Below are 26,331 nucleotides of genomic sequence, written 5' to 3' on the forward strand. Positions count from 1 at the left end.
ATACGATTTATGACCAATAATTGTATATTTTTAGCATCAAAATTCTACAAATCTTTTAGTTGACAATTATCTACAAACAACTTATTCTATTACTGAAAGTTGTCAGTGTTTATTTTTTGGCGCTCACTTTTATTAACCGAAGCCTGCGCTATCCTGTAATAACTTTCGGGTAACCAGACGAGGAGGTAGAAGAATGAATAAGCAACGGGAAACGATATGGCCTAATATCAATGACAGCCTATGGAATGATTGGAATTGGCAAATGTCTAATCGAATAACGAATCATAAAGAATTACTTGAATCTATGTCTCTTCCCGCAGAGGAGGCTGATCAAATCGAGAAGTGTTTGGAAGATTTTCGTATGGCAATTACTCCATACTACTTTTCACTTATGAATCCTCAAGATCCAACCTGCCCTATTAGAAAACAAGCAATTCCTTCAATTCTAGAATTAAATAAGTCCTCCTGTGATTTAGAGGATCCGTTACATGAAGAAGCTGATTCTCCGGTACCAGGATTAACACACCGTTATCCTGACAGAGTTTTACTATTGGTAACTGATCAATGCTCAATGTACTGCAGACATTGCACCAGAAGAAGAATGGCCGGGCAAACGGATAAGGCCTTGCCGTTAAATCGGTTTAAGCTTGCCCTTGAATATATTCGTGCCAACTCACAAATTCGAGATGTTTTAATATCAGGAGGAGATCCCTTTACATTATCGGATGATCGTTTAGACTATATACTTTCTAATCTTCGTTCGATTCCCCATGTTGAAATTATCAGGATTGGAACAAGAACCCCGGTAGTCCTGCCTATGCGTATTACTGACCATCTCATTGAAGTTTTGCAGAGATACCAACCGGTTTGGATCAATACACACTTTAATCATCCTCAAGAGCTTACTTTTGAAGCACGGAATGCTCTCAACAAACTAGCCAATTCTGGTATACCCCTTGGCAACCAATCGGTTTTACTTAAGGGGATCAACGATTGTCCGGTGATTATGAAAAAACTGGTTCATGAACTGGTCAAATGCCGGGTTAGACCTTATTATTTGTACCAGTGTGATTTATCTCGTGGTATCGAACATTTCCGTACCTCTGTCAGTACTGGCATAGAAATCATAGAAATGCTTAGGGGACATACCTCTGGTTTCGCAGTCCCAACATTTGTTGTTGATGCACCGGGAGGCGGAGGAAAAATTCCCTTACAGCCAAACTACTTGATTTCTCAATCCAATGACAAAGTGATCCTACGCAACTATGAAGGAGTCATTAGTGTATATCAGGAACCTGATGACAAAGAAGGCCCTTGCAAGACATGCTCAAACTCCTGTACAAGTACGAAAAATCACAAGATTGGCTTGGTTAAGCTTCTAAAGGGTGAAAGGATTAGCCTTACGCCTAAAGAGAATAGCAGAGAGCAGAGACGAAAAAAAGTTTCTAGTGGAGGTAGTAAAAATGCTTAGTAGGATGAGCTCGGTTATTTCCTCAAGTCACATTATCGTGGATGTAAGGAATAAACGGTTGGTTGTTAACGGCTACATACGAGGAATAAAGCCAGCTATCTTCAGCAGAGAATTGATTGAATTAGCGGTCAATAAGAAGCTGGAAAAAATATGGCTGTGGGCGTTACCCGCTGATGTTCCTGAATTTCTAGGATTCGGCTTTCGTACGGAAGGAAGTCTTTTTAGAGATAATTTCGAGGAGTTTGCTATTAGCTTGGCCTATTATGTAAATCCGGTTAGGGCGTTTTCCGATAAATTACAGAGCGAAAACGACATTGTTGATAGTGTTCGGACTGAACCTATCCGACGTCTGTCAAGTTTGTCCGAAGGAATAAGGTTGAAACTCCTAAATCAATCCTTTGCAGAACAAATATCTGAATTATTAACCCGTGTCTTTGAAAGTTATCCCTCTCCTGTGGAAGACTCTCAATATATTCGATCGTTAATAAAAGATGGTAATATTTTTGCTGGGGCGTTTATTGAAAAGAAGCTGATCGGTGTTGCTGCTGCGTATCCGGATAAAGAATTAAATCGTTGCGAGATGACGGATTGCGCAACGTTAGAAGAGTATAGAGGAAATTCCCTAACAGAACGTTTATTGGGCATTTTAGAAAATGAGGTACTAAAGCATCAAACATTAAACCTATTTACTCTTGCACGAGCACAGTCTTATGGAATGAACAGAGTATTTCACAAACTAGGATACAGATTTCAAGGCCGTTTAATAAACAACTGCGATATTGCTGGTTCTTTTGAAGACATGAATCTTTGGGTTAAATAGGGCAGATTATGTATCATAAAATTGTAGTTCCGGTGGATTCCGCTGGACATTCCAAAAATGCCTTAATTCATGCAATAAAGTTAGCCCAACAAACCAGCTCTAAGCCCATGGTGATTTATATAAACCCCATCATTCCCCTATACTTGAATTTTGGGCTAGTACCTGTAAGAAAGTATGTGCCTTTAGAAAATAGTGATGCCCTAGATATCCTAAAGGATATAATAGCGGATATGGGTATTCCGCCTGACGCTATTGATAGAAGAGCTGCAACGGGTGATCCCACCACTTTAATCATTAAAATAGCGGCAGAGGAAAGAGCAGATCTTATTGTAATGGATAATAAACTTTTTGGTCGGCTAGCTGGATTTAGAAATATAAGCAATTCAGTCATTAAACATGCCACTTGTCCAGTTCTTGTCGTAAAATAACCCATAGCAAGAAAGGTTATGATTATTACTGATGCTCCAAAGTCATGTGATATACTACAAGTACATGGAAATAAGCTTTGGAGAGAATTATTTTGAAAGAAAAACTGAAGCAACTCCCTCAAAGCCCTGGGGTCTATATGATGTGCGATTCATTGGGGAATATTATCTATGTCGGAAAAGCTAAAAATTTGAAAAGCAGGATATCTCAATATTTCTATGACCAAAAGGATAGGGATCCCAAGGTTGCAGATATGATAAAACACATTCATACATTTCATTATCAAACTACTGATACGGAATTAGATGCCTTTATTGAAGAGTGTCGTTTAATTAAAGAACTCAAACCCCGTTATAACAGTCAGATGAAGAATACTAAAAAATATATTTACTTAAGAATTGCCGATGAACAATACCCTCAGGTGACAGTAACTAACGAAATCCTGGATAATGGGGGTTCATACAATGGTCCGTTTACCAGTTCTCGTGGGGTGGAGAATGTAATTAGGTATTTAAATGACTTTTATCCCTTGCGAAAATGTCTTACCCCGAAATTAGTCAAGAGACATAACGGTTGCCTCTTTATGCAATTAGGTTCCTGTCTGGGTGTTTGTACCGGGCAGGTAAAAACTGAAGAATACTGGACGTACATTGAAAAGATTCAGCAGCTTTTAAACGGAAAGAATCAATCAGCCATTCAGGATCTGGTAAAGAAGATCGATATTGCTATAGAGAATCTTAATTTTGAAAAAGCGTCCGAATATAGAGAGTATTACAAAGGTCTTAGCCATGTTATCAATAAGCAGCGCCTGGTTAACCAGTCAAGTAAAAATAGAAATATATTAGCAGTAGAGTTTATGGGCAGCTCACAGGCCAAATTATTTTTCATTAAAGGAAACCAACTTCTTAGCGGAAAAGTTATTAGTACCCAAATAGATAAAACAGAAATGAAGCAAGCCTTTTTGCAAATAATCAGAAAGGTGTACCTTACAACAGAACTCCAAGAAGATTGCAAACTGACTGAGAGAGATATTGATGAGGCTCAAATAATTTTCTCTTATCTCAAAAAGAATAGGAAACGAGTCCTTACATTTTCGATACCGATTACTAAATTAAAAAGCGAAAAAACTTTGGATACCGCCGTTCAGAAGATAATTGCCCAAATTACTCAAAGAATAAATTAAGCTGCCTTTTCTAATGATAGCTTACAGTATTTATTTGCAAAAAAAGGGCAATTTAAATGATTCGAATTTAGCAGCAGGTTGCACAGTCATAACTAATATGCTATATTAGTATAAGGAAATTTGTAGTCTTGATGGTAAGGAGTGGGTTCTAACCCGCTCCTTCGTTTGTCCAATTCGTAACGTTGGTATAACATAAGGACATCTTCGTAAGACTATAGGAAAATGTCCATACGTTGCGTTTAAAGGAGAGAATTCATATGAGTGAGGTAATAGAAAAACAAATTGGGTCTATGGTTGAACCTCTTATAAAAGAAAAGGGCCTGGAATTGGTCGCTGTAGAATACTTAAAAGAAGGTGCACATTGGTATCTGCGTCTTTATATAGATAAAGAAGGCGGTGTGGACATGGACGATTGTTCGGCTATCAGTCACGTTGTGAGTGAAATGCTTGATCAGAAGAATCCTATCCCTCAAGCCTATATGCTGGAAGTGTCTTCTCCTGGACTGGAACGTCCTCTTAAAAAGGAAGAGGACTTTGTTCGTTTTCGGGGAAGTATGGTCATGGTTCATACAACATCATCCTTTAAGGGGTTTAAAAAGTTTTCTGGAAATCTTATTGGACTAATCAATGATGAGATCGTTTTAGAATACAATGATGAGCATATTGCCATTCCATACAATTTAGTTAAGAAAGCCCATTTGGCACTGGATTTTTGAGTTCTAAGCACAACAGAATAAGGAGGAAAATTGAAAAATGAATATGGAGTTCATCGAGGCCCTTCATGAGTTAGAAAAAGGACGGGGAATTTCTGCAGAAATTCTATTTGAGGCAATTGAGGCAGCACTGATTTCCGCATACAAGAAGAATTTCGGATCATTGCAAAATGTGCGAGTTCTAATTGATCGTTTAACCGGTGAGTTTAAAGTTTATGCCCGAAAAACCGTTACAGATATCGTGGAGGATCCTCGGACTCAGGTTGGTTTGGCAGAGGCTCGTAATCTCGATCCTAATTACCAACTAGAAGACATTGTAGAATACGAAGTAACCCCTCGTGAATTTGGCCGAATTGCAGCTCAAACAGCGAAGCAGGTCGTCGTTCAACGCATAAGAGAAGCAGAACGCGGTATGATCTATGATGAATTTGTCAATCGTGAAGGGGACATTGTTACCGGAGTTGTCCAACGGTATGAGCAAAAAAACGTCATTGTTGATTTAGGAAAGGTGGAAGCTGTACTTCCTGCTCAGGAACAAATACCTGGGGAGGAATATCAGTCGTTCGAGCGCATTAAAACTTATGTCGTAGAGGTGAAAAAAACGACTAAGGGACCTCAGATAATGCTTTCACGGACACATCCAGGGTTGATAAAACGTCTATTTGAGCTTGAAGTTCCAGAAATTCATGACGGAATTGTTGAAATAAAAGGAGTCTCACGTGAAGCTGGAGCGCGTTCCAAAATCGCGGTTCATTCACGTGACCAAAATGTTGATCCTGTAGGGGCATGTGTTGGACCTAAGGGAGTACGTGTGCAGACCATTGTCACAGAATTAAAAGGTGAAAAGATTGATATTGTAAATTTCTCAATTGATCCTCAAGAATTTGTGGCTAATGCCTTATCTCCCGCAAAAGTATTACAAGTCTATCCAAAACTCAATGAAAAAGTTGCTGTTGTAGTAGTCCCGGATTATCAGCTTTCATTAGCAATTGGTAAAGAAGGGCAAAATGCACGTTTGGCGGCTAAGCTCACCGGTTGGAAGATTGATATAAAGAGTGAGTCACAAGCAATTGCCCACAATATCATTCCTCAAGGGCAACAAGAGTATGAAACTTATACTGAGTTCGGTGAATATGAAGAGTACTCAGAATATGATGAGTATGTAGATTCCGATAATTATCAAGAATATCAGGAAGAGCAAGAGTATCAAGAGGATATAATAAATGGGGATCCTAAGCCAAAAGTAGATGAAGACAATTACGTTGAAACATATGAAGAAGAACTTCTTTCAAATGATGATGATTCTTTAGTGTTAGAAGATCTCCCAGAGGATTTGGATACATTGCTTGCCCCAAATGAGCTTTCCGAAAAACCCAAAGAGAAGGGGTGAGGGGATGAAGACACGAAAAGTCCCGATGCGGATGTGCTTGGGGTGCCAAGAAATGAAGCCTAAGAAAGAGCTTTTGCGAGTCGTGAGAACTCCAGAGGGGGTTGTGGAATTAGATCCAACTGGAAAACGGAATGGCCGCGGTGCTTACCTTTGTCCAAACTCAGTCTGTTTTCAAGCCGCTGTTAAGGAGCGCCGTTTTCGTAAAGCTTTTGGAGTCGACGTGGATCCTGCAGTTTTCGCGAATTTAGAAGGGAAAATATCCTCTTGAATACACGGATAGAATCATTAGTAGGAATTGCACGACGAGCTGGAAAAATCGCTTCCGGAGATGCTCAAATTGAGGCCATGCTTAAAAAACGAAAAGGATTTCTCTTAATTATTGCGGAAGATGCCCAGGGAGCACAAAAGAAGTATACTCAATGGGCTGAAGATATAAGACTACCGGTGTTAATCACTGGTACAAAACTAGAACTGGGATGTTCTATAGGACTTTCGCCGCGTTCAGCAGTGCTTATTTTGGATCAAGGGTTTGCTAAGGCTATATTACTAGCAAGGAGCTGATGCTTGGAGCGTAATGTGGGAGCCGATTATGTGGGGGTGGTTAAATGAGTATTCGTGTTCATGAATTAGCAAAAGAATTAAATTTTAGTAGTAAAGAAGTGATGACAAGACTCGTGGCTATGGGAACTGATGTAAAAAATCATTTAAGTACGGTCGATCAAAAAGACGCAGATCGCTTAAGGAACCAACTGAAAGGAAAGGAGACAAATTTGGAGCATTCTGAACACAAAAATACTGAAGAAACAAGACCAATGACAACTGAATCTGTACAAGATGGAGAGCTGAAAGATCCCCGTTCAGCAATGGAAAGGCAGCCTCAAAGTGCTCGCCCGGAAATTGAGGGAGGAAGACGTCCAGGAGCCGAAGGGCGTCCACAAGCCCCAAGGCCAGGAAATCAAGGACAGCCACAAGGTCCTCGACCTGGATATCAAGGTCAGCCACAAGGTCCTCGTTCAGGGAGTCAGGGTCAGCCACAAGGTTCGCGACCAGGGTACCAAGGTCAACCGCAAGGACCTCGTCCGGGATATCAAGGTCAACCACAAGGACCTCGTCCGGGATATCAAGGACAGCCGCAAGGACCTCGTCCGGGGTATCAAGGACAGCCGCAAGGACCTCGTCCCGGATATCAAGGACAGCCGCAAGGACCTCGTCCGGGATATCAAGGACAGCCGCAAGGACCTCGTCCGGGATATCAAGGACAACCGCAAGGACCTCGTCCGGGATATCAAGGACAGCCGCAAGGACCTCGTCCGGGGTATCAAGGACAGCCGCAAGGACCTCGTCCGGGATATCAGGGACAGCCCCAAGGCCCCCGTCCCGGATATCAAGGACAGCCCCAAGGCCCCCGTCCGGGATATCAAGGACAGCCCCAAGGACCTCGTCCGGGATATCAAGGACAGCCCCAAGGCCCCCGTCCGGGATATCAAGGACAGCCCCAAGGACCTCGTCCGGGATATCAGGGACAGCCGCAAGGTCCCCGTCCGGGATATCAGGGACAGTCACAAGGCCCCCGTCCGGGATATCAAGGTCAGCAGCAAGGTCCGCGCCCAGGGTACCAGGGCCAGCAGCAAGGTGCTCGTCCAGGAATGCCTCCGCGTGCCGGTGGGGGTGCCCCGCCGTCATCACCCGTTATTATTGAACAAGCGAAAAGGCAGATGCCTGCAAATAAGAAAGCTCAGGATAAGGCTTACGAACGAAAAAGAGAAATAGAAAAAGAAAGAGAAAATGCAATTCGGTCACCCCATAGACGTCCGCAAAAACATGTCAAAAAAGAAGTTAAGGATACAACGCCGAAGCACATTGTGATACAGGGATCAATATCAGTTCAGGACTTAGCCTCTAAGATGAGCCGTAAAGCCGGAGAACTGATTAAACAGCTTATGAACCTGGGAGTTATGGCCACTATTAACCAGGAATTGGATGTTGAAACTGCAACAATCCTAGCCGGTGAAATGGGAGTAACTATTGAGGTAAAGGCCGAGAAGTCATTGGCTGTTATTGAGGAAATCAAAGATGATCCCCAAGACCTAGTTACCCGTCCGCCTGTAGTTACAGTAATGGGGCATGTCGACCATGGCAAGACCTCTCTCCTTGATGCCATTCGGACGACACATGTAACCGCTTCTGAGGCAGGGGGCATTACCCAGCATATTGGGGCCTATCAAGTTGAAATAAACGGCCAAAAAATTACTTTCTTAGATACACCGGGGCATGAAGCGTTTACATCTATGCGTGCTCGTGGTGCTCAGGTAACGGATATTGCTATTCTAGTAGTAGCAGCTGATGATGGAATAATGCCCCAGACTATTGAGGCTATAAATCATGCTAAAGCAGCTGAGGTTCCTATTATTGTAGCTATTAACAAGATAGATAAAGAGAATGCTGTCCCAGAAAAAGTCAAACAGGAACTAACAGAGTATGGTCTTGTTGTCGAAGAATGGGGCGGAGATACAATTGCCGTTCCGGTATCAGCAAAGAGTCATCTTAACATTGAACAACTTCTGGAGATGATTTTGTTAGTCGCAGAAGTTCGCGAGTATAAAGCCAATCCAAATCGTCCTGCTGCCGGCACTGTTATCGAGGCCGAACTGGATAAAGGGAAGGGACCGGTAGCAACTGTGCTCGTTTCCAAAGGAACGCTTAATATTGGCGATGTGGCAGTGGCCGGTTGTGCATATGGTCGGATTAAGGCTATGTTGGATGAAAAAGGCCGACGTGTCAAAAAGGCTGGTCCTTCAATGCCTGTAGAGGTACAAGGCTTATCCGAAGTTCCCGAAGCTGGAGAACCATTCTACGTTGTTGCTGATGAAAAATTAGCTAGACAGATAACCTCTGCTCGAATTGCAGTGCGTAAAGTAGAAGAGTCTAAACAAAGTGTTGCTGTGAAAGTTAGCCTTGAAGACCTGTTTGATAAGATTAAAGAGGGTGAAATTAAAGACCTTAATATTATTATCAAAGCAGATGTACAAGGATCTGTCGAAGCTTTAAAGCAATCATTATTACGACTTTCAACAGGTGAGGTAAGAGTTAATCCAATCCATGGCGGAGTCGGTGCAATCAACAAAACAGACATTATGCTGGCCTCTGCTTCAAACGCAATTATTCTGGGCTTTAATGTACGCCCTGATGCCAATGCCAAGGCAACGGCTGAGTTAGAAGGGGTAGATCTGCGCCTGTACAGAGTTATCTATGACGCTATTGAAGATGTTAAAGCGGCAATGACTGGCTTGTTAGACCCATCTTTCAAAGAGGTTGTTGTGGGTAAGGCAGAAGTTCGTATGGTCTTTAAAGTTCCTAAAGCCGGAACAGTCGCTGGTTGTATGGTGACCGAAGGTAAAATTCCTCGTTCTGCCAAAGTCCGAGTTATTCGAGACAGCATTGTCATTCATGAAGGTGTTATGGAATCACTTAAGCGCTTTAAGGATGATGCAAAAGAGGTAGCAGAAGGTTACGAATGTGGGATTGGAATAGAAAAGTATAATGATGTCAAAGAGGGAGACACTATTGAAGCATTCGTCATGGAAGAAGTTAAGCGAACATTATAGTAATCCCTGGAGGTATTGGTATGTCAAAACATCGATCTAATCGGTTGGCGGAAACACTTAAAGAAGAGATTTCTCAGCTTATTCGTGTAGAGTTAAAGGATCCCCGCATTGGATTTGTAACTCTGACAAGTGTGGATGTTGCGGATGATTTATCACACGCAAAAGTGTATATTAGTGTTTTGGGTACTGAGGAGGAAGGAAATGCATCATTAGATGCCTTGAATCGTGCCGCTGGTTTTGTTCGAAGTGAAATTGGCAAACGGATACGGCTTAGGCATGTTCCATCGATCGTTTTCAAATACGATCCCTCCATTCAACATGGCGCGTATATTGCGAAATTGCTAAAGGATGTTGGAGTATCCGAGGAAACCAGTAAGGAAGAGTCCCATGACTGAAAATACTTTCATGGAAGAGTTCGTAGACGTTCTAAGAAAAGCGCCAAAGGTGGCGCTTTTCTCCCATATATCACCGGATGGTGACTGTATTGGTTCTATGCTGGCCATAGGTCTAGCTTTACAGAAAATGGGCAAAGAAGTAGTGTACTATAATCCCAATCCTATACCAGGCAATCTAGGGTTTTTGCCGGGTTCTGGTTGTATAAGTCAGATCCTTCCGAATCCCCAACCGAAGACCCTGCTCTTTGTAGATTGTACAGATTTAGGGAGAGTTAATCTCGCAAAATCCGATATTCAGAGTAACAGTACAATTCTTAACCTAGATCATCATATCTCAAATCTAAACTTTGGTGATATTAATTGGGTTGATGCCGGAGCAAGTGCAGTAGGGGAGTTGGCCTTAAACCTGATCAGTCAGCTGGGTGTAGAGATTGATCTTGACATAGCCACTAATCTTTACACAGCAATTGTAACTGATTCCGGTTGTTTTCAGTATAGCAATACTACAGCTCAGACCCATCGTTTAACAGCCAAGCTATTGGATTTTGGGATTGATTTAGCTTTTATTCATCATAATATTTTTGATCAAAAGCCTATAGCTCAAGTGAAACTTCTTCAATGTGCCTTGGCTGGACTGGAGATACATGCTGACGGACAATTAGCTTTGATTACTTTAAGTCTTGAGGATTTTCATAAAAGCGGTGCCGAGCAGGAGTTAAGCGATGGCCTGGTTAATCATGTGCGAAGCATCGCCGGAGTCGAGTCTGCGGTACTATTAAAAGAGGTCGGGCCATTAGAAGTGAAAGTTGGACTGCGTTCCAACCTTTGGCTGGATGTCAATAAGATAGCAGCACAATTCGGTGGAGGAGGGCACAAGCGAGCGGCAGGCTGCAGCTTAAAAATCCCTCTTAACGAGGCCAAGAAAAGTATTATTGGTGCGACTGAGGAGGCGTTAAGGATTGGAAGGCATAATTAACGTTCTCAAACCACCGGGAATGACTTCTTCAGATGTTGTGGTTTGGATACGTAGAAGTCTCAAGATGAAAAAAGTCGGTCATACCGGAACTCTTGATCCAGGAGTCGCCGGCGTATTGCCAATTTGTGTAGGCAAGGCAACACGTTTAGCCGAATACATTACTGATCAAGGAAAGAATTATATAGCCGAAGTGAAGTTTGGGATTACTACGGATACACAGGATTCATATGGTAAGGTAATACAAGAGACCCTGCCCAGTCTTGGTAAGGCTGATTTAGAACGGATATTGCCTAATTTTACAGGGAAAATATCTCAGTATCCCCCCTTGTTTTCAGCTGTTCGTAAAGAAGGAAAACATCTTTATGAATATGCTCGAAAGGGAATCCCCATTGAGGTTACTCCACGTGAAGTGACAATTTATAAATTGAACCTTGAGCAATGGTACGAAGGAGAATTTCCCAAGGCTGTCTTAAATATTGAGTGTTCAAAAGGAACTTACATACGGACAATTTGTCATGATCTTGGACAAACTTTGGGCTGTGGGGCCCATATGTCCTATTTAGTACGAGTTCGTTCTGGGTCGTTTAAGATCCAGGAAAGTTGGACCTTAGAAGAGATTGAGGAAGCTGTACGGAACAATGACTATTCATTTATTTTGCCCTTAACTGCTGGGATTGATTTGCCCCGGGTATCATTATCCGAGGTGCGTGCTAATGCTTTTCGGAATGGATTACCAACCAGAAGAGATCAAGTTAATCTTTATGAAGAAAGCAATGAGCCTTACGTGCAGGTAATGGAGCGTGAACAATTGATAGGAATAGGAGTCTGGCGCAAGGAAGCTCTTTACCCACATAAAGTCTTTAAATAATTTTGTTAGAATGCCGTATGCTATTCCCTATATTTAGGAGGTTTAATTCGGTGCAAGTTCGAACAAGTCTGCCTATGGAAAGAGAGCCCTGTGTCTTAGCATTAGGTAATTTTGATGGAGTACATCTAGGCCATCGTAAATTACTCTTGCATGGATTTGAACAGGCGGTAGTTTTAGGCGTGGGGCTGGACGTCTTAATCTTTGAACCTCATCCTTTGAAGGTATTGTTTCCTGAAAGAGGAGTAAAGTTATTGTCTAGTACTCAAGAGCGTTTGCAGTATATGGAGGAACTGGGAGTCCATACTGTTTACCATCTGCCTTTTACCTTAGAAATGGCGAATACTTCACCAGAAGAGTTTGTGGAGAAAATCCTTTTACCCCTAGGGGTTGTGCACGTAGTGGTTGGTTTTAACTATTCTTTTGGTGCTCAAGGCAAAGGGAATCCCGAGTTGCTCCAAGCCTTAGGGCAGAAGCATGGATTCGGAGTCAGTGTACTCCAGGCCCAGACAAAGGATGGTCGCGTGATATCTTCCAGTAGTATTCGTAAAGCACTACAGCAAGGGGATATTCAACTGGCCAGCTCTCTTCTGGGGCATTTGCCTTGCCTGCGTGGTACAGTTATACATGGGGAAGAGCGTGGGAGGGCACTGGGTTATCCTACAGCTAACATACTTACTTCTGATGATTTTTTAATTCCTAAGCGGGGAGTCTACGCTATTTGGAGCTTAATAGATGGAAGACGTGTCTTAGGAATGATGAATATTGGAATGAAACCAACCTTTCATGAAATGTATGATACGGTGGTCGAAGTCCATTTCTTTGATTATGATGGTAATCTATATGAGAAGGAGATCACTGTGTTCATAGAAGAGCGTTTACGTGATGAACGGAAGTTTGATGGAGTTAATGAACTTTTAAAACAGCTGGACAAGGATTGTTCAACTGCTAAGGCCGTTTTGAATCAAACTAGAGATCGTTAACTATGAGCAAAACTTTACAAAACCTAAATTACAATGTATACTACTTTAGATACTAATAGACCCACTGACTCGGCTTAGCGAGACTCCAACGTAAACCTGGGCAGTCGGGATTGAAAAAATGGAGGAATTTAATTATGATGACACCTGAGAGAAAGCAAGAGATTATTACAAAGTTTGCCCAACACGAAGGGGACACAGGGTCGCCGGAAGTACAGATTGCCCTTCTTACCGAGCGGATTACCTATTTAACAGAGCACTTTAAGACTCATAAAAAAGACCATCACTCCCGTCGTGGGCTATTAAAAATGGTTGGATCGAGACGTGCTTTATTAAACTATCTAAAGAATGGTAACTTTGATCGTTATCGTACTATTATTACTGAACTTGGCTTGCGGAAGTAATGAGAGAGGCGGATCTATGGGATCCGCTTCTTTTTGTGTAGTGGGGACGGTCCTTTTAACACACATAATGTGTGTTAAAAGGACCGTCCCCACTACACACTCCCACGAAAATTAAGTTAGATAGTTTTATTTCTGCAAATTGCAGGAAATAATAATAATATGTCGAAGAGAAAACAAGTTAAAAAGGATTTGAATAGATTTAAGGAGGTTCCATTGTGAAACAGGAAATATTAGAAAGGTCACTCTCGGTAGGTGGAAGAACTATGACCTTCCAGACTGGGAAACTTGGTAAGCAAGCGGGAGGTGCCATATTTCTTCGTTATGGAGATACAGTTGTGACTGGATTTGCAACTTGCAGTGCTGTAGCTCGTGAAGGAATTGATTTTTTCCCCTTGACAGTTGAGTTTGAAGAACGGATGTATGCCGCAGGAAAAATCCCGGGCGGATTCATTAAACGTGAAGGAAGAGCAAGTGAGAAGGCAACCCTCTCAGCTCGTTTAATTGACAGACCTATTCGTCCGTTGTTTCCACAAGGATTTCGTAATGAGGTTCAAGTTGTTGCAACTGTAATGTCAGTAGATCAAGATTGTGCAACAGATATTACTGCAATAAATGCTGCGTCTGCAGCTTTAGCCATATCAAACATTCCCTTCGAAGGTCCTATTGCAGCAGTTACAGTTGGACTTGTGGATGATGAATATATTATTAATCCTACCATTGAACAGGGCGCTAAAAGCCAAATGCATATTACAGTTGCAGGGACGCAAGAAGCAATTATGATGGTAGAAGCTAGTGCCCATGAAGTACCAGAAGATAAGATCCTGGATGCCATTATGTTTGGGCACGAAGAGATTAAAAAAATTGCCAAGTTCATTGAAGGCTATCGAGAAGAAGCTTTTAATATGGGGTTGGCAAAAGAAAAACTTCAAGTGACAATAGTGGGTTACCCTGAAAACCTTGTCCAGGCTGTACGCGACTTTGCTTACGATAAATTAGATCAGGCTGTACGAGTAGAAGAGAAGAAAGCTAGAGAGAATGCAATTGACGGAGTTAAAGCTGAAACTCTAGGCCATCTTGAAGCAGAGTTCCCTGAGGATTCAAAGGCAATCTCAAATATTCTAGAGGACATTGTACATCAGATTGTCCGAAAATTGATTACCCATGAGCAAATCAGGCCGGATGGTCGAGCGGTGGATGAAGTTCGCCCAATTAGTGTCGAAGTAGGTATTTTACCCCGTACACATGGGACAGGCCTCTTTACACGTGGACAAACTCAAGTGTTAACAGTGGCAACCCTAGGTGCGGCTAGAGATGAGCAAATTCTCGATGGTCTGGGTTTAGAAAGATCAAAGAGGTACATTCATCACTATAATTTCCCCCCTTATAGTGTTGGGGAGACTAGGCCTATGCGCGGACCTGGACGAAGAGAAATTGGTCATGGTGCATTAGCAGAGCGTGCTTTAGTTCCGGTGCTTCCTAACGAGGATGATTTCCCTTACACGATTCGTTTGGTTTCAGAGGTTCTAGAATCTAATGGGTCAAGTTCTATGGCTTCCGTATGCGGTAGTACTCTGTCATTAATGGATGCCGGTGTTCCTATTTCGGCACCTGTAGCAGGTATTGCAATGGGCCTTATTAAGGAAGATGATCAAATTGCGATACTCACAGATATCCAGGGTTTAGAGGATCATTTTGGAGACATGGATTTTAAAGTTGCTGGAACAAGCAAAGGGGTAACCGCTTTGCAGATGGATATTAAGATTATGGGTGTGTCAAGAGAAATCCTTTTAAAAGCCTTAACTCAAGCTAAAGCTGGGCGCCTTCATATTCTTGATAAGATGCTGGCTGTTATGGATAAGCCACGCCCACAGCTTTCTGCTTACGCACCAAGAATTATTACCGCGACGATTCATCCGGATAAGATTCGTGAGGTTATTGGACCCGGAGGAAAAACGATCAAGAAAATCGTTGAAGAAACAGATGTCAAAATCGATATCGAGGATGATGGACGAGTCTTCATATCTTCAGTTGGCGGCGATGGCGGAGAGAGAGCCTTGAAAATAATTCAGGCCCTAACCCAAGAAGTTGAAGTAGGTAAGGTGTATCAAGGTAAAGTCACAAGGGTTATGGATTTTGGCGCATTTGTTGAGGTCATCCCAGGAGTTTTAGGGCTCACTGGCAAAGAAGGGCTAGTTCATATTTCTCAATTGGCTCATGAACGTGTCGAAAAAGTGGAAGATGTTGTAAAAGTTGGAGATGAAATTACAGTTAAAGCTACTGCAATTGATAAGCAAGGCAGATTAAATCTATCTCGTAAAGAAGCAATGCCCCGTAAAGAAAATCCAGCCCCTCAAAAATCTTAATAACATAACCAAATAATCAACGATGATCAGTCTGTGAGTCCCTCCACTTGCATAAATGTTAAAGAGGGGGGGACGCATATGTTCATTAACTTAAAAATCTCGCGACGAATGCTCTCGTTTGGCGGGATTTTCTTTCTATTGATTGCTGGGATTGTTGCTGGGCGTTGGGTTGTAGCCTCAAATACACCAGTTCCTAAGCCTATTGACCAAATCAAGACGGATCAGAAACTCATGGCTTTAACGATTAATGTTGACTGGGGAGAAGAATTTATTCCGGCAATCTTAGATGAATTAGAGAACAACAAGGCTCAGGTAACTTTTTTCGTAACTGGTCGATGGGCTAAGAAAAATCCGGATTTGCTGAAAGAAATCTATAACAGAGGGCATCAAATAGAAAACCATGGATATTCTCATCCTCATCCGGATCAGCTTTCAGTAGGTTCAAACCAAGAAGAAATCAAAAAAACGGAGAGTATCATCGAAGGAATTATTGGAAAAAAGACTCACTTGTATGCTCCTCCTTATGGTGAGAAGGGAGCGTCCGGACTCAGAGCCGCCCATGACTTGGATTATAAGACAATCCTTTGGACGTTGGATACTGTTGATTGGAGGCCTGACAGTACGCCGGAAATAATTGCAAACAGGATTATTAATCCAGCCATAAGATTTGGAATTAAGCCTAACAAGTCAGGTGCCATTGTTTTAATGCATCCTAAAGCTAATACAGTAAAAGCCTTGCCTGTCATTCTCGAACAACTGGCCAAACAGGGTTATATTTTCCAAACTCTTGATGAGCTAATAACATGTGACCAGAGCGGAGATACTACCTCATGAAATAATAAAAGTTGAGGTGGTTAAATGACTAGGCTAAAGCGGACGCAGGCTTTATACTGCGTTATTCTTTGTGTTATAGGTATTTGCTTTTTACTGGCTGGACCTGTCTTCGGTGCTCCGGTAAAGAAGTCTGCAAATAAACCTGCAGAGGGTGCCGACCCGGGAGTGACCGCCGATGCTGCAGTACTGATGGATGTGGCTACAGGGGATATTCTTTTTAGCAAAAAAGCGGATAAACAACGTCCTCCAGCTAGCACTACAAAAATCATGACAGCAATTTTAGGCTTTGAACTGGGTCGACCTGATGAAATTGTAACAGTAAGTGATAAAGCGGCAGCTGTTGGTGAATCGACTATTTACCTGGATCCCGGGGAAAAAATCGCCCTCTATGAACTAATAACAGGGGCCTTAGTTCGTTCTGGGAATGATGCTTGTGTAGCAATTGCTGAACATATTGCCGGAAGTGAAGAACAGTTTGTAGAATTAATGAATCGAAAGGCTCTGGCCTTGGGTGCCCAAAATACACATTTTGTTAACACCAACGGTTTACCTCGAAAAGAGCATTATTCAACAGCTTATGACTTGGCGTTAATGGCTAGGTATGGTTTGCAGATTCCACAATTTGTATCAATTACTCGGCTAAAAGAGACCGAAATACACTTCATTGAGCCAGACGTTTTCATGGACGTTAGGAACACCAATAAATTGCTATGGAACTATCCCTATGCAGATGGTATTAAAACTGGAACAACTACGGCAGCCGGCAAATGTTTGGTGGCTTCTGCCACCAAGGAGGGACGCCAACTTTTAGTTGTTGTTCTCAATGCACCTGATCGATTCGGTGATGCCAAGAAGCTTTTGGAATGGGGTTTTCAATACACTGAAACTGTTCGGCTAGCGGCTGCAGGAGAGGTGATTGGAAAATTTGAACATATTACAAAGCCCGTTCAAGTATTATCAACTGATCCCCTCGATGTAAGCGTTAAAAAGGCTGATCGTAAGAAGCTGGAAAAGCGTATCGAATGGGAAAAACCAACAAATCTACCCATTGGTGCAGGGGAGCGGTTAGGTCGTCTAGAGGTTTGGATGGGGGAAAAAAAACTGAACAGCGTTCCTCTAATCAGTGAAAATGAAGTCGAAGAAAAATCGTTCCTTAAGACGATTATTTCCTTTACTTTAGAAGGAAGTAAGAGGGAGTGAATTTATTGTATAAAAAGACGTTGCTGCCTAACGGTGTTAGGATCATTACAGAGGAAATTGACCATGTTCGTTCCGCAGCTATAGGAATGTGGGTAGGAGCCGGCTCACGGGATGAGCGTGAAGGATTTGAGGGGATTTCTCACTTTATTGAGCATATGTTTTTTAAGGGAACTGAACATCGAACTGCTCGAGCTTTAGCGGAATCCCTTGAAGCTGTCGGTGGGCAATTGAATGCCTTTACAACCAAAGAATATACTTGTTACTATGCCAAAATACTTGATGAGGATCTGGATCTGGCTATAGATGTCTTGAGTGATATGTTTTTCTCGTCCCTTTTCGATGAAAAAGAGATTGAGAAAGAAAAAAATGTTGTCATTGAAGAAATAAAAATGTATGAAGACTCTCCAGATGAATTAATTCATGATGTTTTTTCCGAGCAAGTATGGAATGATCATCCACTTGGGAAACCAATTTTGGGAACGGAAGAGAGTATTAGAGCTTTAAGCCGAGAGAAAATTATGCAGTTCCTTACTGAGCACTATTCCCCTGATAATCTTGTAATTTCTGTTGCCGGAAAAATTAAGCATGAGGATGTTGTTGCTAAGCTGTCTCCCCAATTTGGCAATTTTAATCGAGGCGGGCGGAGGGTACTCGAAGAAACTCCCATAGGTCGGACGATTGGATTTTATCAAAAGAAAGAAACTGAACAGATGCATATCATCATGGGTGTGCCGGGTTTAGGTCAAGATGATGAAGACATCTATGCAATGCATATATTCAATAACATTTTAGGTGGTGGATTGAGCTCTCGCTTATTCCAAGAGATACGTGAACAACGAGGATTGGCTTATTCCGTGTATTCGTACCACTCAACCTATGTCGACACCGGATTATTTGCTGTTTATGCAGGTACAAGTCCTAAAAATACTCAGGAAGTAATTGCCTGTATTCTCGAAGAATTGATGGAAATGAAAGAAAAAGGAATTAGTGCTGAAGAATTAGCAAGAACAAAAGCGCAAATCAAAGGTGGCTTGTACCTGGGATTAGAAGCAGTCAGTAGCCGGATGAGTCGCTTGGGTAAGACAGAACTAACTTATAATCGCGTGTTATCTCCTGAGGAAGTCGTTGAGAAGCTTGAAAAGGTCACCCTTGAGGATGTCTTACGAGTGATTGGGCGACTGTGGAAAAAGGAAAATATAAGTATTATGACGATGGGGCCATCCGGCCACGATGTTGTATTACCGGACTTGTTGAAGCAATCAGGATGGCAATAAAATCGTGGTTCGAGGATCGTGGTACATTGTCGAACTACGAACAACGAACCACGAATATCGAATCGGGGGGTCTTTCAGTGACAAGCTCAATAACTGTAAAAATAAAAAAGGTAAGCGAAAACTCGCTGAATATTCCACATTACGCAACCGCTGCTTCGGCAGGGGTTGATTTGTGTGCAGATTTAAAGGAAACAATAGTGTTAAAACCTGGCGAGAATCTTAAAATTCCCACAGGTTTAGCTATTGAACTTCCAGGAGCACATATTGTCGCATTGGTATTTGCTAGAAGTGGTTTAGCCAGCCGTTACGGAATTGGTTTAACTAATGGAGTAGGAGTTATAGATGCCGATTATCGGGGTGAGATTCAGGTCTTAATGCAAAACCTTGGGAATGAGCCTCTAGCCGTCAAACCCGGGGATCGTATAGCTCAAATGATCTTCATGCCAATTTTTAGGGCCATTTTTGAGGAAGTGAATGAACTAGAAGAAACCGCTAGAGGAGTAGGTGGCTTCGGTTCAACAGGGGTGTAAAGGTTATCAGGATTATATCAATTAAAAACCTTCCTGGTTGTTCTAATAATGTTTGTCTATTCATAGAATCCCCATGAGGGGGATTAGATATGGAAGCCCTTGGAGCTATAGTTTTAATTCTAGGCCTTGTAGTTTCAGTACGTGAACGAAAATACAGAATGATGTGGCGATCGACTGAAAGTTCCTCAAACTTACTTGCTGGGGCCTTGAGCCAATTGGTCGGAACTGCAGGGGGGATTTATCTCTCTTTAGAGCTATTGTTTTCATTTTTGAAGATACCTGAAGACTTGTTCTATAATTCAGTTTTTTTTGTTGAGCCTTTAGCAGTAATTTCGTTATTACTTGCTATTTTACAGCCATTTGCAATAAGAGCCTGGGTAAGATTACGAAAGTAGAGGAGAGGATAGAATGCTTTTAAGTGATCTGGCCGGAAAAGAAATTATTAATCTCTATGATGGAGCAAAACTAGGATTGGTGGGAGATGCAGATCTAGATATTTCCTTTAACGGATCAGTAGAGGCAATTATCCTAACTTCCCGAGGAGGCTTTTCAGGCTTTTGGGGTTCTAAAGGGGATCGTGAACATCTGGTAATTCCCTGGCAAACTGTTAAAAAAGTGGGCTCAGAGGTCATTATAGTTGAATTAAACAACAGATCAGAAAGAGTTCGCTGAAAATTCAATTTGACAAAAGGAGCACATACCCAATAAAATGTATGGAAAAGCTTTAACCCCGCATTGCGTTTTAGCAACGGGGTTTTTGCCTTATCAGCGCAGGAGGGGTACCGTTGAAAAAAATTCGTATTTATGTTGCAGGAGCATGTGGGAAAATGGGTCAAGAAGTGATCCGTTCGATTTTAAAAGAAGATGATCTCCTGCTAGTAGGGGCTTCTGATACACGACATCAAGGAATGGATGTTGGGTTTGTTGTGGGCACTCAAAGGGTTGGAGTAGATATTACCGGACCGTTAGATATTGATACTTTACGTTCTGCGAAGGCAGATGTATTAGTGGATTTCACAAATCCCCAATCAGTTCTAAAGAATTCCAAAACAGCAATTCTGGCAGGAGTAGTTCCCGTTATTGGTACTACAGGCTTGGATGAAGCAGAGATCAGTGAAATACGTGTTCTAGTAGAGAAAGAAAATGTGGGAGCTTTTTTAGCCCCGAATTTTTCTATAGGAGCAATACTGATGATGAGGTTTGCCAAAGAATCTGCTAAATATTTCCCGCATGTTGATATAATTGAGCTGCATCATGATCAAAAATTAGATGCTCCCTCCGGGACTGCTTTAAAAACAGCAGAAGGGATTTTAGAAGTGCGTGAACCTATGGTTCAAGGACATCCCAATGAGTATGAAAAAATCCCAGGGGCTCGGGGCGCTGACCTAGGAGGAATCCATATTCATTCAGTGCGTTTGCCTGGTTTGATTGCTCACCAAGAAGTCCTCTTTGGAGGACTTGGTCAGTCGTTAACAATCAGACATGATGCATTCTCCAGAGAAACCTATATGCCGGGGATTATCTTAAGTATAAGAAAATCTTACGAACTGACAGAGCTAATAATTGGGCTGGATAATTTCCTCGATTAGATGTATTTCTGCGTAACCGCAGCCTGCATACCCTCATATAATGGATAGTAGTCATGGGACACTGTCTCAAAGGGGGCATAAAAATGAGTGCGGGTTTTAAAGGAATTCGTTTTGCTGTAGTCGGGGGAGATGACCGGGAGCTCTATCTAATATCCGAATTACAGAAACAAGGAGCCTACATAATCGGGGTCGGATTCGAAAAAGCTTCTCCCAATTCAGAAATGGTGCTTGCAACATCTTTGGAGGATGCTGTAAGCAAAGTGGATGTATTGCTTTTTCCAATGTTCGGAACCGATGAACGTGGGGTAGTCAAAGCTAAATACTCGGATAGACCAATTGTCTTAAACAAAAAAGTACTCGAATCTATTCCAAGAAATGTACCACTGGTTATTGGTTATGCAAGGCCGGCTCTAAAGTCTGCAGCAGAGAATTTAGGAATTCAGTTGCTTGAGACTGCCAAGTTAGATGAACTGGCGATCCTCAATTCTATACCATCAGCAGAAGGCGCTATTCAAATGGCGATGGAAGCAACTAAGATCACAATCCATGGCAGTCAAAGCTTTGTCTTAGGATTAGGACGCTGTGGTTGGACTTTAGCAAGAATGTTGGGAGGAATTGGAGCGCATGTTACTGGAGTTGCCCGCAAACCTTCGGACATAGCACGAGCTGAGGAAATGGGGCTTCAGGCACTGCATTTTGCGAATCTAGAGGATGAGATCGGTCGGGCAGAAATAATTTTCAACACTGTACCTCATCAAGTTTTAGATCGAATGATGCTGGAAAAGGTTTCTCGAGATGCGGTAATCGTTGATTTGGCCTCAATCCCGGGTGGAACAGATTTTGAATATGCGCAAATGCTAGGTATTAAAGCTCAGCTCGCGCCAGGCCTCCCAGGCATTGTAGCCCCAAAAACAGCTGGAAGGATTCTTGCCCATATCTACCCGCAACTTATTCTTCGTCACTTGACCACAATTAACACTACTTGTAAAGTGGAGGTGTAAGGGATGAAGTTTGAAGGGTTGAAAATTGGGTTTGCTATTACAGGATCACACTGTACCATACATGAGGTTACCCAAATAATGAAAGGGTTAGTTGATGAGGGAGCTGAGGTCACACCGATTATCTCTTATTCAGTTGAAAGTATGGATACTCGTTTTGGCAAAGCTGAGGATTGGAAACTACAATTCCGGCAAATTACGCAAAAAGAGATTATTCATACAATACCTCAGGCCGAGCCGATTGGACCCAAGAAAATGTTCGATTGTGTAGTAATAGCACCATGTACCGGAAATACCCTGGCTAAGCTTGCTAACGGAATCATCGACACTCCGGTATTAATGGCTGCTAAATCTCATCTTCGTAATCAAAGGCCCGTTGTTTTAGCGATTTCTAGTAACGATGGGCTAGGATTAAATGCTCGAAATATTGGAACTTTATTAATTACCAAAAACGTTTACTTGGTACCGTTTGGGCAAGATAATCCCGTGGATAAAGCAAATTCTCTAGTAGCACATATGGATAAAATTCCAGAGACGATTTTAATGGCTTATGCAGGAAAACAAATACAACCGGTATTAGTGGACTATCTTGGAAAGTGAGCAAACGCTATAAAAGGGATGGGCAGGTGCCTTCAAGGGCACCTGACTAAACCCTATTTCAGACAATAATAAGGAGGAACATAAGTAATGTCTAATGTAGCAATAGTTGGTGCCACAGGTGCAGTAGGACAAGAGTTTCTTAAAATTCTAGCAGAGAGGAACTTCCCCGTTGATGAACTAAGGTTGTTAGCTTCCAAGCGTTCTGCAGGGAAACGAATTACATGGCAGGGACAGGAACTTGAAGTTCAGGAGACTACCCACGAGAGTTTTAAGGGGATAGACGTTGCTCTATTTGCTGGTGGATCTGCTAGCACGGAATATGCCCGTTCTGCTGTAGAAAGTGGAGCAGTGGTTATTGATAATAGCAGTGCTTTTAGACTTGACCCGGAAGTGCCGCTTATTGTTCCTGAAGTTAATCCGGAAGATGTAAAGTTACACAAAGGGATTATTGCTAACCCAAATTGCTCGACAATTATAATGGCAGTTGCACTTAAGCCTATTTTTGACCTAGCAGGAATTAAACGAGTAGTTGTTTCAACTTATCAAGCTGTTTCAGGTGCCGGGCGAGAAGGTATTGAGGAATTGGGTGCCCAGGTAAAAGCTTGGTCTCAAGGTGAGGAGCTTATCTCAAGTATTTTCCCGCATCAGATTGCCTTTAACCTAGTTCCCCGCATTGACGTTTTTCAAGAGGGGGACTATACAAAGGAAGAATGGAAGATGGTTAAAGAAACGCAGAAGATATTCCATGTGCCAAGCATGGCCATTACTGCCACAACCGTCCGAGTACCTGTTTTTAGAAGCCACTCTGAATCCATCAACGTTGAGACAGAGCGCTTAGTCAGTGTTTCTGAAATAAGAGAGGCTTTAAGCAAGGCACCTGGCGTCATTGTAATCGACGATCCCGGTAAGGATCACTATCCTATGCCTTGGTTTAGTTCTGATAAAGACGAAGTCTATGTAGGTCGCTTGCGCAAAGACTTTTCGATTGATAAAGGATTTAACCTGTGGGTTGTTGGGGATCAAATTCGTAAGGGTGCAGCAACAAACGCTGTTCAGATTGCAGAACTGCTTTAATCGTCGATCATAGGACTATGGATAGAGATTATTAAGTATTCTGTTAAGAAATAATTTAAATTTGAAATGCCTGGTATTAGCTAACTGCTAAGGCCTTTTATAAGTTTGGAATTCTAATCAAGGATAAAGTAGATTTCCTGTTGAATGCCAGGTGAATAAAGTAAAATGTTGGTTTTTGTGGGTTCACTAAAGGTATCGAACATCGAACCACGAATAGGGGGGGTTGGAAGGTGCATATTCTTGTTCAGAAATTTGGCGGTACCTCCCTTGCTACAGATGAGCGAAGGGCTCAGGTGGCGTCTATTGTGTCAGAGGCTGTTCATGAAGGGTATTCTCCGGTTGTTGTTGTTTCAGCCATTGGGCGCTCAGGCGATCCCTATGCCACTGATACATTCCTAACTATGGTCAAAGGAATTCATCCGGATTTGCCCAAACGGGAACTCGACCTTCTGATGAGTTGTGGGGAAGTAATTTCCGGGACAGTCTTAGTAAGTACATTAAAAAGTCTAGGACTAAAAGCAGTTCTCTTGACAGGTGGTCAAGCAGGAATCATTACAAATAATGACTTTGGCGATGCTCGTATTGTACGAGTAGAGCCAGCTGAGATATTAGAACAACTGGCAGGAGGATATGTTGTCGTTGTGACCGGATTTCAAGGTGTGACAGAAAGTGGTCAGATCACTACTCTCGGAAGAGGAGGAAGCGACACTACTGCCTCAGCCTTGGGGGTTGCCCTTAACGCCGAATCTATTGATATCTACACTGATGTCGAAGGGATTATGACGGCAGATCCGAGGATCGTAGAGGATGCCCGGATTTTGGACACAGTCACCTATAACGAGATATGTCAGTTAGCCTATCAGGGCGCTAAAGTTATTCATCCCCGGGCAGTAGAAATTGCTATGCAAAGAAATATCCCTCTAAGAATCAAATCAACCTTTTCCAAAGCTCCGGGGACATTAGTCACTAATATGCATCCTGATCGAGAAGTCGGAACTGATATTACTACAGATCGAATCATCGCCGGAATTGCCCATACACCAAATGTAACTCAGTTCAAGATAATGACAACGGACGCTTCCAACAAACAGCTTACTGATAAGCGAATCTTTAAAGCGATGGCCCTTGCTGACATAAGTGTTGATTTTATCAGCGTACAGCCGGAAGCAGTGCTCTACACTGTATCAGATGAGGTTGCTGCCAAAGCTGTTCAAATACTACAAAATATGGACTTTGAAACAGAGGTTGTACCTAGTTGTGCAAAAGTATCTATCGTTGGGGCTGGCATAGCCGGCGTTCCTGGTGTTATGTCTGACATGGTTGAGGCACTTTCAGATGCAGGTGTCACTATCCTGCAATCAGCCGATTCCCATACAACGATTTGGGTACTAGTTCATCAAAGAGATATGGTGACTGCAGTGCAAGCATTGCACAAGAAGTTTAAGTTAGACATATAGTATGCTAAATGGAATGGGAAGAAAGGATGAGAAAGATGTCTTTTGCTAGAATCTTGACCGCCATGGTGACTCCCATGAATGACGCATTGGAGGTAGATTATCAAGAAGCTGTTCGCCTAGCGCAGTACTTGATAGACCACGGATCCGACGGGGTAGTGGTATGTGGTACGACCGGAGAATCCCCAACCATAACCGATAACGAAAAAATTGAGCTCTTTAAGACTATCAAAGCGGCCCTAGGAACAAGAGGAACTGTCATCGCAGGGGTTGGGTCAAATTCAACAAGTTCAAGTGTTTCCTTAGCCCGTATGGCAGCGACTACAGGTGTAGATGGATTAATGGCTGTTGTACCCTACTACAATAAACCATCACAAGAGGGAATGTTTCAACACTTTAAAGCCATTGCAGAGGCCGCACCATTACCATTAATGCTCTATAATGTGCCTAGTAGAACATCAGCAAATTTACTGCCTGATACGGTTAAAAGGCTATCAGAAATTCCTAACATAGTTTCATTAAAAGAAGCAGCCGGTTCTCTGGATCAAGTCAGTGAACTCAAAAGACTTTTACCGCCGGAATTTGAAATTTACAGCGGAGATGACTCTATGACATTACCTATGCTAGCCTTAGGTTGCAATGGAATTGTTAGCGTTGCCGCCCATATTGTCGGGGATGAGATGAAGGCAATGATTGATGCTTGGTTTGCTGGGGATACTGCTCAGGCAACAAAATGGCACCTGGAGCTTTACCCGGTATTCAAAGGCATATTTGTCACTTCGAACCCTGTTCCGATTAAGGCGCTCATGAACATGATTGGCATTAAAGCTGGGGGAGTCCGGTTACCGTTGGCTGAGGCTACACCAGAGGAGCTAAAATTTCTTGAAGAGCTCTTAAAGATTACAAAAAAATTCAAAATCGATAATAAGAGACAAGTCGAGATCGTAGAATTGAAAGTCGCTTCTGATATGCCTGGAAATACAGTGGTCTAGCTAGTCTTGTAACTACTTTATTACTAAAATAAAAAGGTCTGCTAGGCAGCACCCTTAAAATATTAAGTTTATAAAGCTAATAAACCTCTGCATGCAGGGGTTTATTAGCTTTATAAACTTAATATAACTAATTTGAGTAACCGGAATAAGTCATCACCAATCTGGTGATGACTTATTGAGAGATAAGTTTAGGAT

The 26,331-nt window shown here is 42.3% G+C and carries 27 protein-coding genes; all 27 read left to right on the top strand.

Features of this window, described 5'->3' with window-relative positions; translation table 11 throughout:
- Positions 1-193 precede the first annotated feature (193 nt).
- The 27 genes from ablA (at position 194) to dapA (ending at position 26,136) form a co-directional block, all read left to right on the top strand.
- Positions 194-1,471, top strand: a complete 1,278-nt coding sequence (gene ablA, locus DP73_RS07995) for a lysine 2,3-aminomutase (RefSeq protein ID WP_034598679.1) — start codon at positions 194-196, stop codon at positions 1,469-1,471.
- Positions 1,464-2,291 carry a putative beta-lysine N-acetyltransferase gene (ablB, locus tag DP73_RS08000; RefSeq protein WP_034598680.1) on the top strand — a complete coding sequence of 276 codons (828 nt, stop codon included), beginning with the start codon at positions 1,464-1,466 and terminating at the stop codon, positions 2,289-2,291. The genes ablA and ablB overlap by 8 nt, the downstream gene beginning before the upstream one ends.
- A gap of 8 nt (positions 2,292-2,299) precedes the next feature.
- Positions 2,300-2,719, top strand: coding sequence for a universal stress protein (locus DP73_RS08005; RefSeq protein WP_034598681.1), 420 nt, complete (start codon positions 2,300-2,302; stop codon positions 2,717-2,719).
- Between the two features lie 92 nt (positions 2,720-2,811).
- Positions 2,812-3,900 carry a GIY-YIG nuclease family protein gene (locus tag DP73_RS08010; RefSeq protein WP_052090471.1) on the top strand — a complete coding sequence of 363 codons (1,089 nt, stop codon included), beginning with the start codon at positions 2,812-2,814 and terminating at the stop codon, positions 3,898-3,900.
- A gap of 257 nt (positions 3,901-4,157) precedes the next feature.
- Positions 4,158-4,616 (top strand): ribosome maturation factor RimP, encoded by a 459-nt coding sequence (gene rimP, locus DP73_RS08015; RefSeq protein ID WP_034598683.1) that lies wholly within the window; start codon positions 4,158-4,160, stop codon positions 4,614-4,616.
- Positions 4,617-4,653: 37 nt separating this feature from the next.
- On the top strand, positions 4,654-6,003 hold the full coding sequence (gene nusA / locus DP73_RS08020) for a transcription termination factor NusA (protein ID WP_034598684.1): 1,350 nt from the start codon (positions 4,654-4,656) through the stop codon (positions 6,001-6,003).
- Positions 6,004-6,007: 4 nt separating this feature from the next.
- Positions 6,008-6,271: a YlxR family protein gene (locus DP73_RS08025; protein ID WP_014904415.1), complete on the top strand. Its 264-nt coding sequence runs from the start codon at positions 6,008-6,010 to the stop codon at positions 6,269-6,271.
- Positions 6,268-6,564: a ribosomal L7Ae/L30e/S12e/Gadd45 family protein gene (locus DP73_RS08030; protein WP_034598685.1), complete on the top strand. Its 297-nt coding sequence runs from the start codon at positions 6,268-6,270 to the stop codon at positions 6,562-6,564. Before DP73_RS08025 ends, DP73_RS08030 begins: the two co-directional genes overlap by 4 nt.
- A gap of 44 nt (positions 6,565-6,608) precedes the next feature.
- On the top strand, positions 6,609-9,608 hold the full coding sequence (gene infB / locus DP73_RS08035; RefSeq protein ID WP_034598686.1) for a translation initiation factor IF-2: 3,000 nt from the start codon (positions 6,609-6,611) through the stop codon (positions 9,606-9,608).
- Between the two features lie 20 nt (positions 9,609-9,628).
- On the top strand, positions 9,629-10,003 hold the full coding sequence (gene rbfA / locus DP73_RS08040) for a 30S ribosome-binding factor RbfA (protein ID WP_014904412.1): 375 nt from the start codon (positions 9,629-9,631) through the stop codon (positions 10,001-10,003).
- A complete protein-coding gene (locus DP73_RS08045) occupies positions 9,996-10,979 on the top strand; it encodes a bifunctional oligoribonuclease/PAP phosphatase NrnA (protein ID WP_034598687.1) in 984 nt (327 codons plus the stop codon). Before rbfA ends, DP73_RS08045 begins: the two co-directional genes overlap by 8 nt.
- Positions 10,963-11,847 carry a tRNA pseudouridine(55) synthase TruB gene (gene truB, locus DP73_RS08050; protein WP_034598688.1) on the top strand — a complete coding sequence of 295 codons (885 nt, stop codon included), beginning with the start codon at positions 10,963-10,965 and terminating at the stop codon, positions 11,845-11,847. The genes DP73_RS08045 and truB overlap by 17 nt, the downstream gene beginning before the upstream one ends.
- Positions 11,848-11,897: 50 nt before the next feature.
- Positions 11,898-12,827, top strand: coding sequence for a bifunctional riboflavin kinase/FAD synthetase (locus DP73_RS08055; protein ID WP_034598689.1), 930 nt, complete (start codon positions 11,898-11,900; stop codon positions 12,825-12,827).
- A 131-nt stretch (positions 12,828-12,958) separates the two neighbouring features.
- Positions 12,959-13,228, top strand: a complete 270-nt coding sequence (gene rpsO / locus DP73_RS08060; RefSeq protein ID WP_174278181.1) for a 30S ribosomal protein S15 — start codon at positions 12,959-12,961, stop codon at positions 13,226-13,228.
- A 215-nt stretch (positions 13,229-13,443) separates the two neighbouring features.
- Positions 13,444-15,591, top strand: a complete 2,148-nt coding sequence (locus tag DP73_RS08065; protein WP_052090473.1) for a polyribonucleotide nucleotidyltransferase — start codon at positions 13,444-13,446, stop codon at positions 15,589-15,591.
- Between the two features lie 78 nt (positions 15,592-15,669).
- Complete coding sequence (locus DP73_RS08070; protein WP_034598692.1) at positions 15,670-16,425, top strand: polysaccharide deacetylase family protein; 756 nt, start codon at positions 15,670-15,672, stop codon at positions 16,423-16,425.
- A gap of 24 nt (positions 16,426-16,449) precedes the next feature.
- Positions 16,450-17,625 (top strand): D-alanyl-D-alanine carboxypeptidase family protein, encoded by a 1,176-nt coding sequence (locus DP73_RS08075; protein WP_034598693.1) that lies wholly within the window; start codon positions 16,450-16,452, stop codon positions 17,623-17,625.
- Positions 17,626-17,630: 5 nt separating this feature from the next.
- On the top strand, positions 17,631-18,899 hold the full coding sequence (locus DP73_RS08080) for a pitrilysin family protein (protein WP_034598748.1): 1,269 nt from the start codon (positions 17,631-17,633) through the stop codon (positions 18,897-18,899).
- A 77-nt stretch (positions 18,900-18,976) separates the two neighbouring features.
- Positions 18,977-19,429 carry a dUTP diphosphatase gene (gene dut / locus DP73_RS08085; protein ID WP_128751392.1) on the top strand — a complete coding sequence of 151 codons (453 nt, stop codon included), beginning with the start codon at positions 18,977-18,979 and terminating at the stop codon, positions 19,427-19,429.
- Between the two features lie 89 nt (positions 19,430-19,518).
- A complete protein-coding gene (locus DP73_RS08090) occupies positions 19,519-19,824 on the top strand; it encodes a hypothetical protein (RefSeq protein WP_034598695.1) in 306 nt (101 codons plus the stop codon).
- 13 nt (positions 19,825-19,837) lie between these two features.
- The gene (locus tag DP73_RS08095; RefSeq protein ID WP_034598696.1) at positions 19,838-20,101 is read left to right on the top strand and encodes a YlmC/YmxH family sporulation protein; all 264 of its coding nucleotides are present in this window, start codon (positions 19,838-19,840) and stop codon (positions 20,099-20,101) included.
- Between the two features lie 113 nt (positions 20,102-20,214).
- Positions 20,215-21,018: a 4-hydroxy-tetrahydrodipicolinate reductase gene (gene dapB / locus DP73_RS08100; protein WP_034598697.1), complete on the top strand. Its 804-nt coding sequence runs from the start codon at positions 20,215-20,217 to the stop codon at positions 21,016-21,018.
- An 83-nt stretch (positions 21,019-21,101) separates the two neighbouring features.
- Complete coding sequence (dpsA, locus tag DP73_RS08105) at positions 21,102-22,019, top strand: dipicolinate synthase subunit DpsA (protein WP_034598699.1); 918 nt, start codon at positions 21,102-21,104, stop codon at positions 22,017-22,019.
- Positions 22,020-22,022: 3 nt separating this feature from the next.
- Positions 22,023-22,616: a dipicolinate synthase subunit B gene (locus tag DP73_RS08110; protein WP_034598701.1), complete on the top strand. Its 594-nt coding sequence runs from the start codon at positions 22,023-22,025 to the stop codon at positions 22,614-22,616.
- An 87-nt stretch (positions 22,617-22,703) separates the two neighbouring features.
- The gene (locus tag DP73_RS08115; RefSeq protein ID WP_034598704.1) at positions 22,704-23,690 is read left to right on the top strand and encodes an aspartate-semialdehyde dehydrogenase; all 987 of its coding nucleotides are present in this window, start codon (positions 22,704-22,706) and stop codon (positions 23,688-23,690) included.
- A 230-nt stretch (positions 23,691-23,920) separates the two neighbouring features.
- A complete protein-coding gene (gene dapG / locus DP73_RS08120) occupies positions 23,921-25,147 on the top strand; it encodes an aspartate kinase (RefSeq protein ID WP_034598706.1) in 1,227 nt (408 codons plus the stop codon).
- Positions 25,148-25,182: 35 nt separating this feature from the next.
- Positions 25,183-26,136, top strand: a complete 954-nt coding sequence (gene dapA, locus DP73_RS08125; protein ID WP_034598707.1) for a 4-hydroxy-tetrahydrodipicolinate synthase — start codon at positions 25,183-25,185, stop codon at positions 26,134-26,136.
- The last annotated feature ends 195 nt before the right edge of the window (positions 26,137-26,331 follow it).

The organism is Desulfosporosinus sp. HMP52 (assembly GCF_000765145.1).
Classification (GTDB): Bacteria; Bacillota; Desulfitobacteriia; order Desulfitobacteriales; family Desulfitobacteriaceae; genus Desulfosporosinus.

Excerpts from the sequence above, each read along its gene's own strand:
- DP73_RS08045 (WP_034598687.1), top strand. The coding sequence starts at position 9,996 with ATGACTGAAAATACTTTCATGGAAGAGTTCGTAGACGTTCTAAGAAAA.
- rimP (WP_034598683.1), top strand. The coding sequence starts at position 4,158 with ATGAGTGAGGTAATAGAAAAACAAATTGGGTCTATGGTTGAACCTCTT.
- DP73_RS08110 (WP_034598701.1), top strand. The coding sequence starts at position 22,023 with ATGAAGTTTGAAGGGTTGAAAATTGGGTTTGCTATTACAGGATCACAC.
- ablB (WP_034598680.1), top strand. The coding sequence starts at position 1,464 with ATGCTTAGTAGGATGAGCTCGGTTATTTCCTCAAGTCACATTATCGTG.
- DP73_RS08070 (WP_034598692.1), top strand. The coding sequence starts at position 15,670 with ATGTTCATTAACTTAAAAATCTCGCGACGAATGCTCTCGTTTGGCGGG.
- DP73_RS08075 (WP_034598693.1), top strand. The coding sequence starts at position 16,450 with ATGACTAGGCTAAAGCGGACGCAGGCTTTATACTGCGTTATTCTTTGT.
- DP73_RS08095 (WP_034598696.1), top strand. The coding sequence starts at position 19,838 with ATGCTTTTAAGTGATCTGGCCGGAAAAGAAATTATTAATCTCTATGAT.
- DP73_RS08090 (WP_034598695.1), top strand. The coding sequence starts at position 19,519 with ATGGAAGCCCTTGGAGCTATAGTTTTAATTCTAGGCCTTGTAGTTTCA.
- DP73_RS08005 (WP_034598681.1), top strand. The coding sequence starts at position 2,300 with ATGTATCATAAAATTGTAGTTCCGGTGGATTCCGCTGGACATTCCAAA.
- dapA (WP_034598707.1), top strand. The coding sequence starts at position 25,183 with ATGTCTTTTGCTAGAATCTTGACCGCCATGGTGACTCCCATGAATGAC.
- nusA (WP_034598684.1), top strand. The coding sequence starts at position 4,654 with ATGAATATGGAGTTCATCGAGGCCCTTCATGAGTTAGAAAAAGGACGG.
- dpsA (WP_034598699.1), top strand. The coding sequence starts at position 21,102 with ATGAGTGCGGGTTTTAAAGGAATTCGTTTTGCTGTAGTCGGGGGAGAT.
- DP73_RS08115 (WP_034598704.1), top strand. The coding sequence starts at position 22,704 with ATGTCTAATGTAGCAATAGTTGGTGCCACAGGTGCAGTAGGACAAGAG.
- rbfA (WP_014904412.1), top strand. The coding sequence starts at position 9,629 with ATGTCAAAACATCGATCTAATCGGTTGGCGGAAACACTTAAAGAAGAG.
- infB (WP_034598686.1), top strand. The coding sequence starts at position 6,609 with ATGAGTATTCGTGTTCATGAATTAGCAAAAGAATTAAATTTTAGTAGT.
- DP73_RS08025 (WP_014904415.1), top strand. The coding sequence starts at position 6,008 with ATGAAGACACGAAAAGTCCCGATGCGGATGTGCTTGGGGTGCCAAGAA.
- ablA (WP_034598679.1), top strand. The coding sequence starts at position 194 with ATGAATAAGCAACGGGAAACGATATGGCCTAATATCAATGACAGCCTA.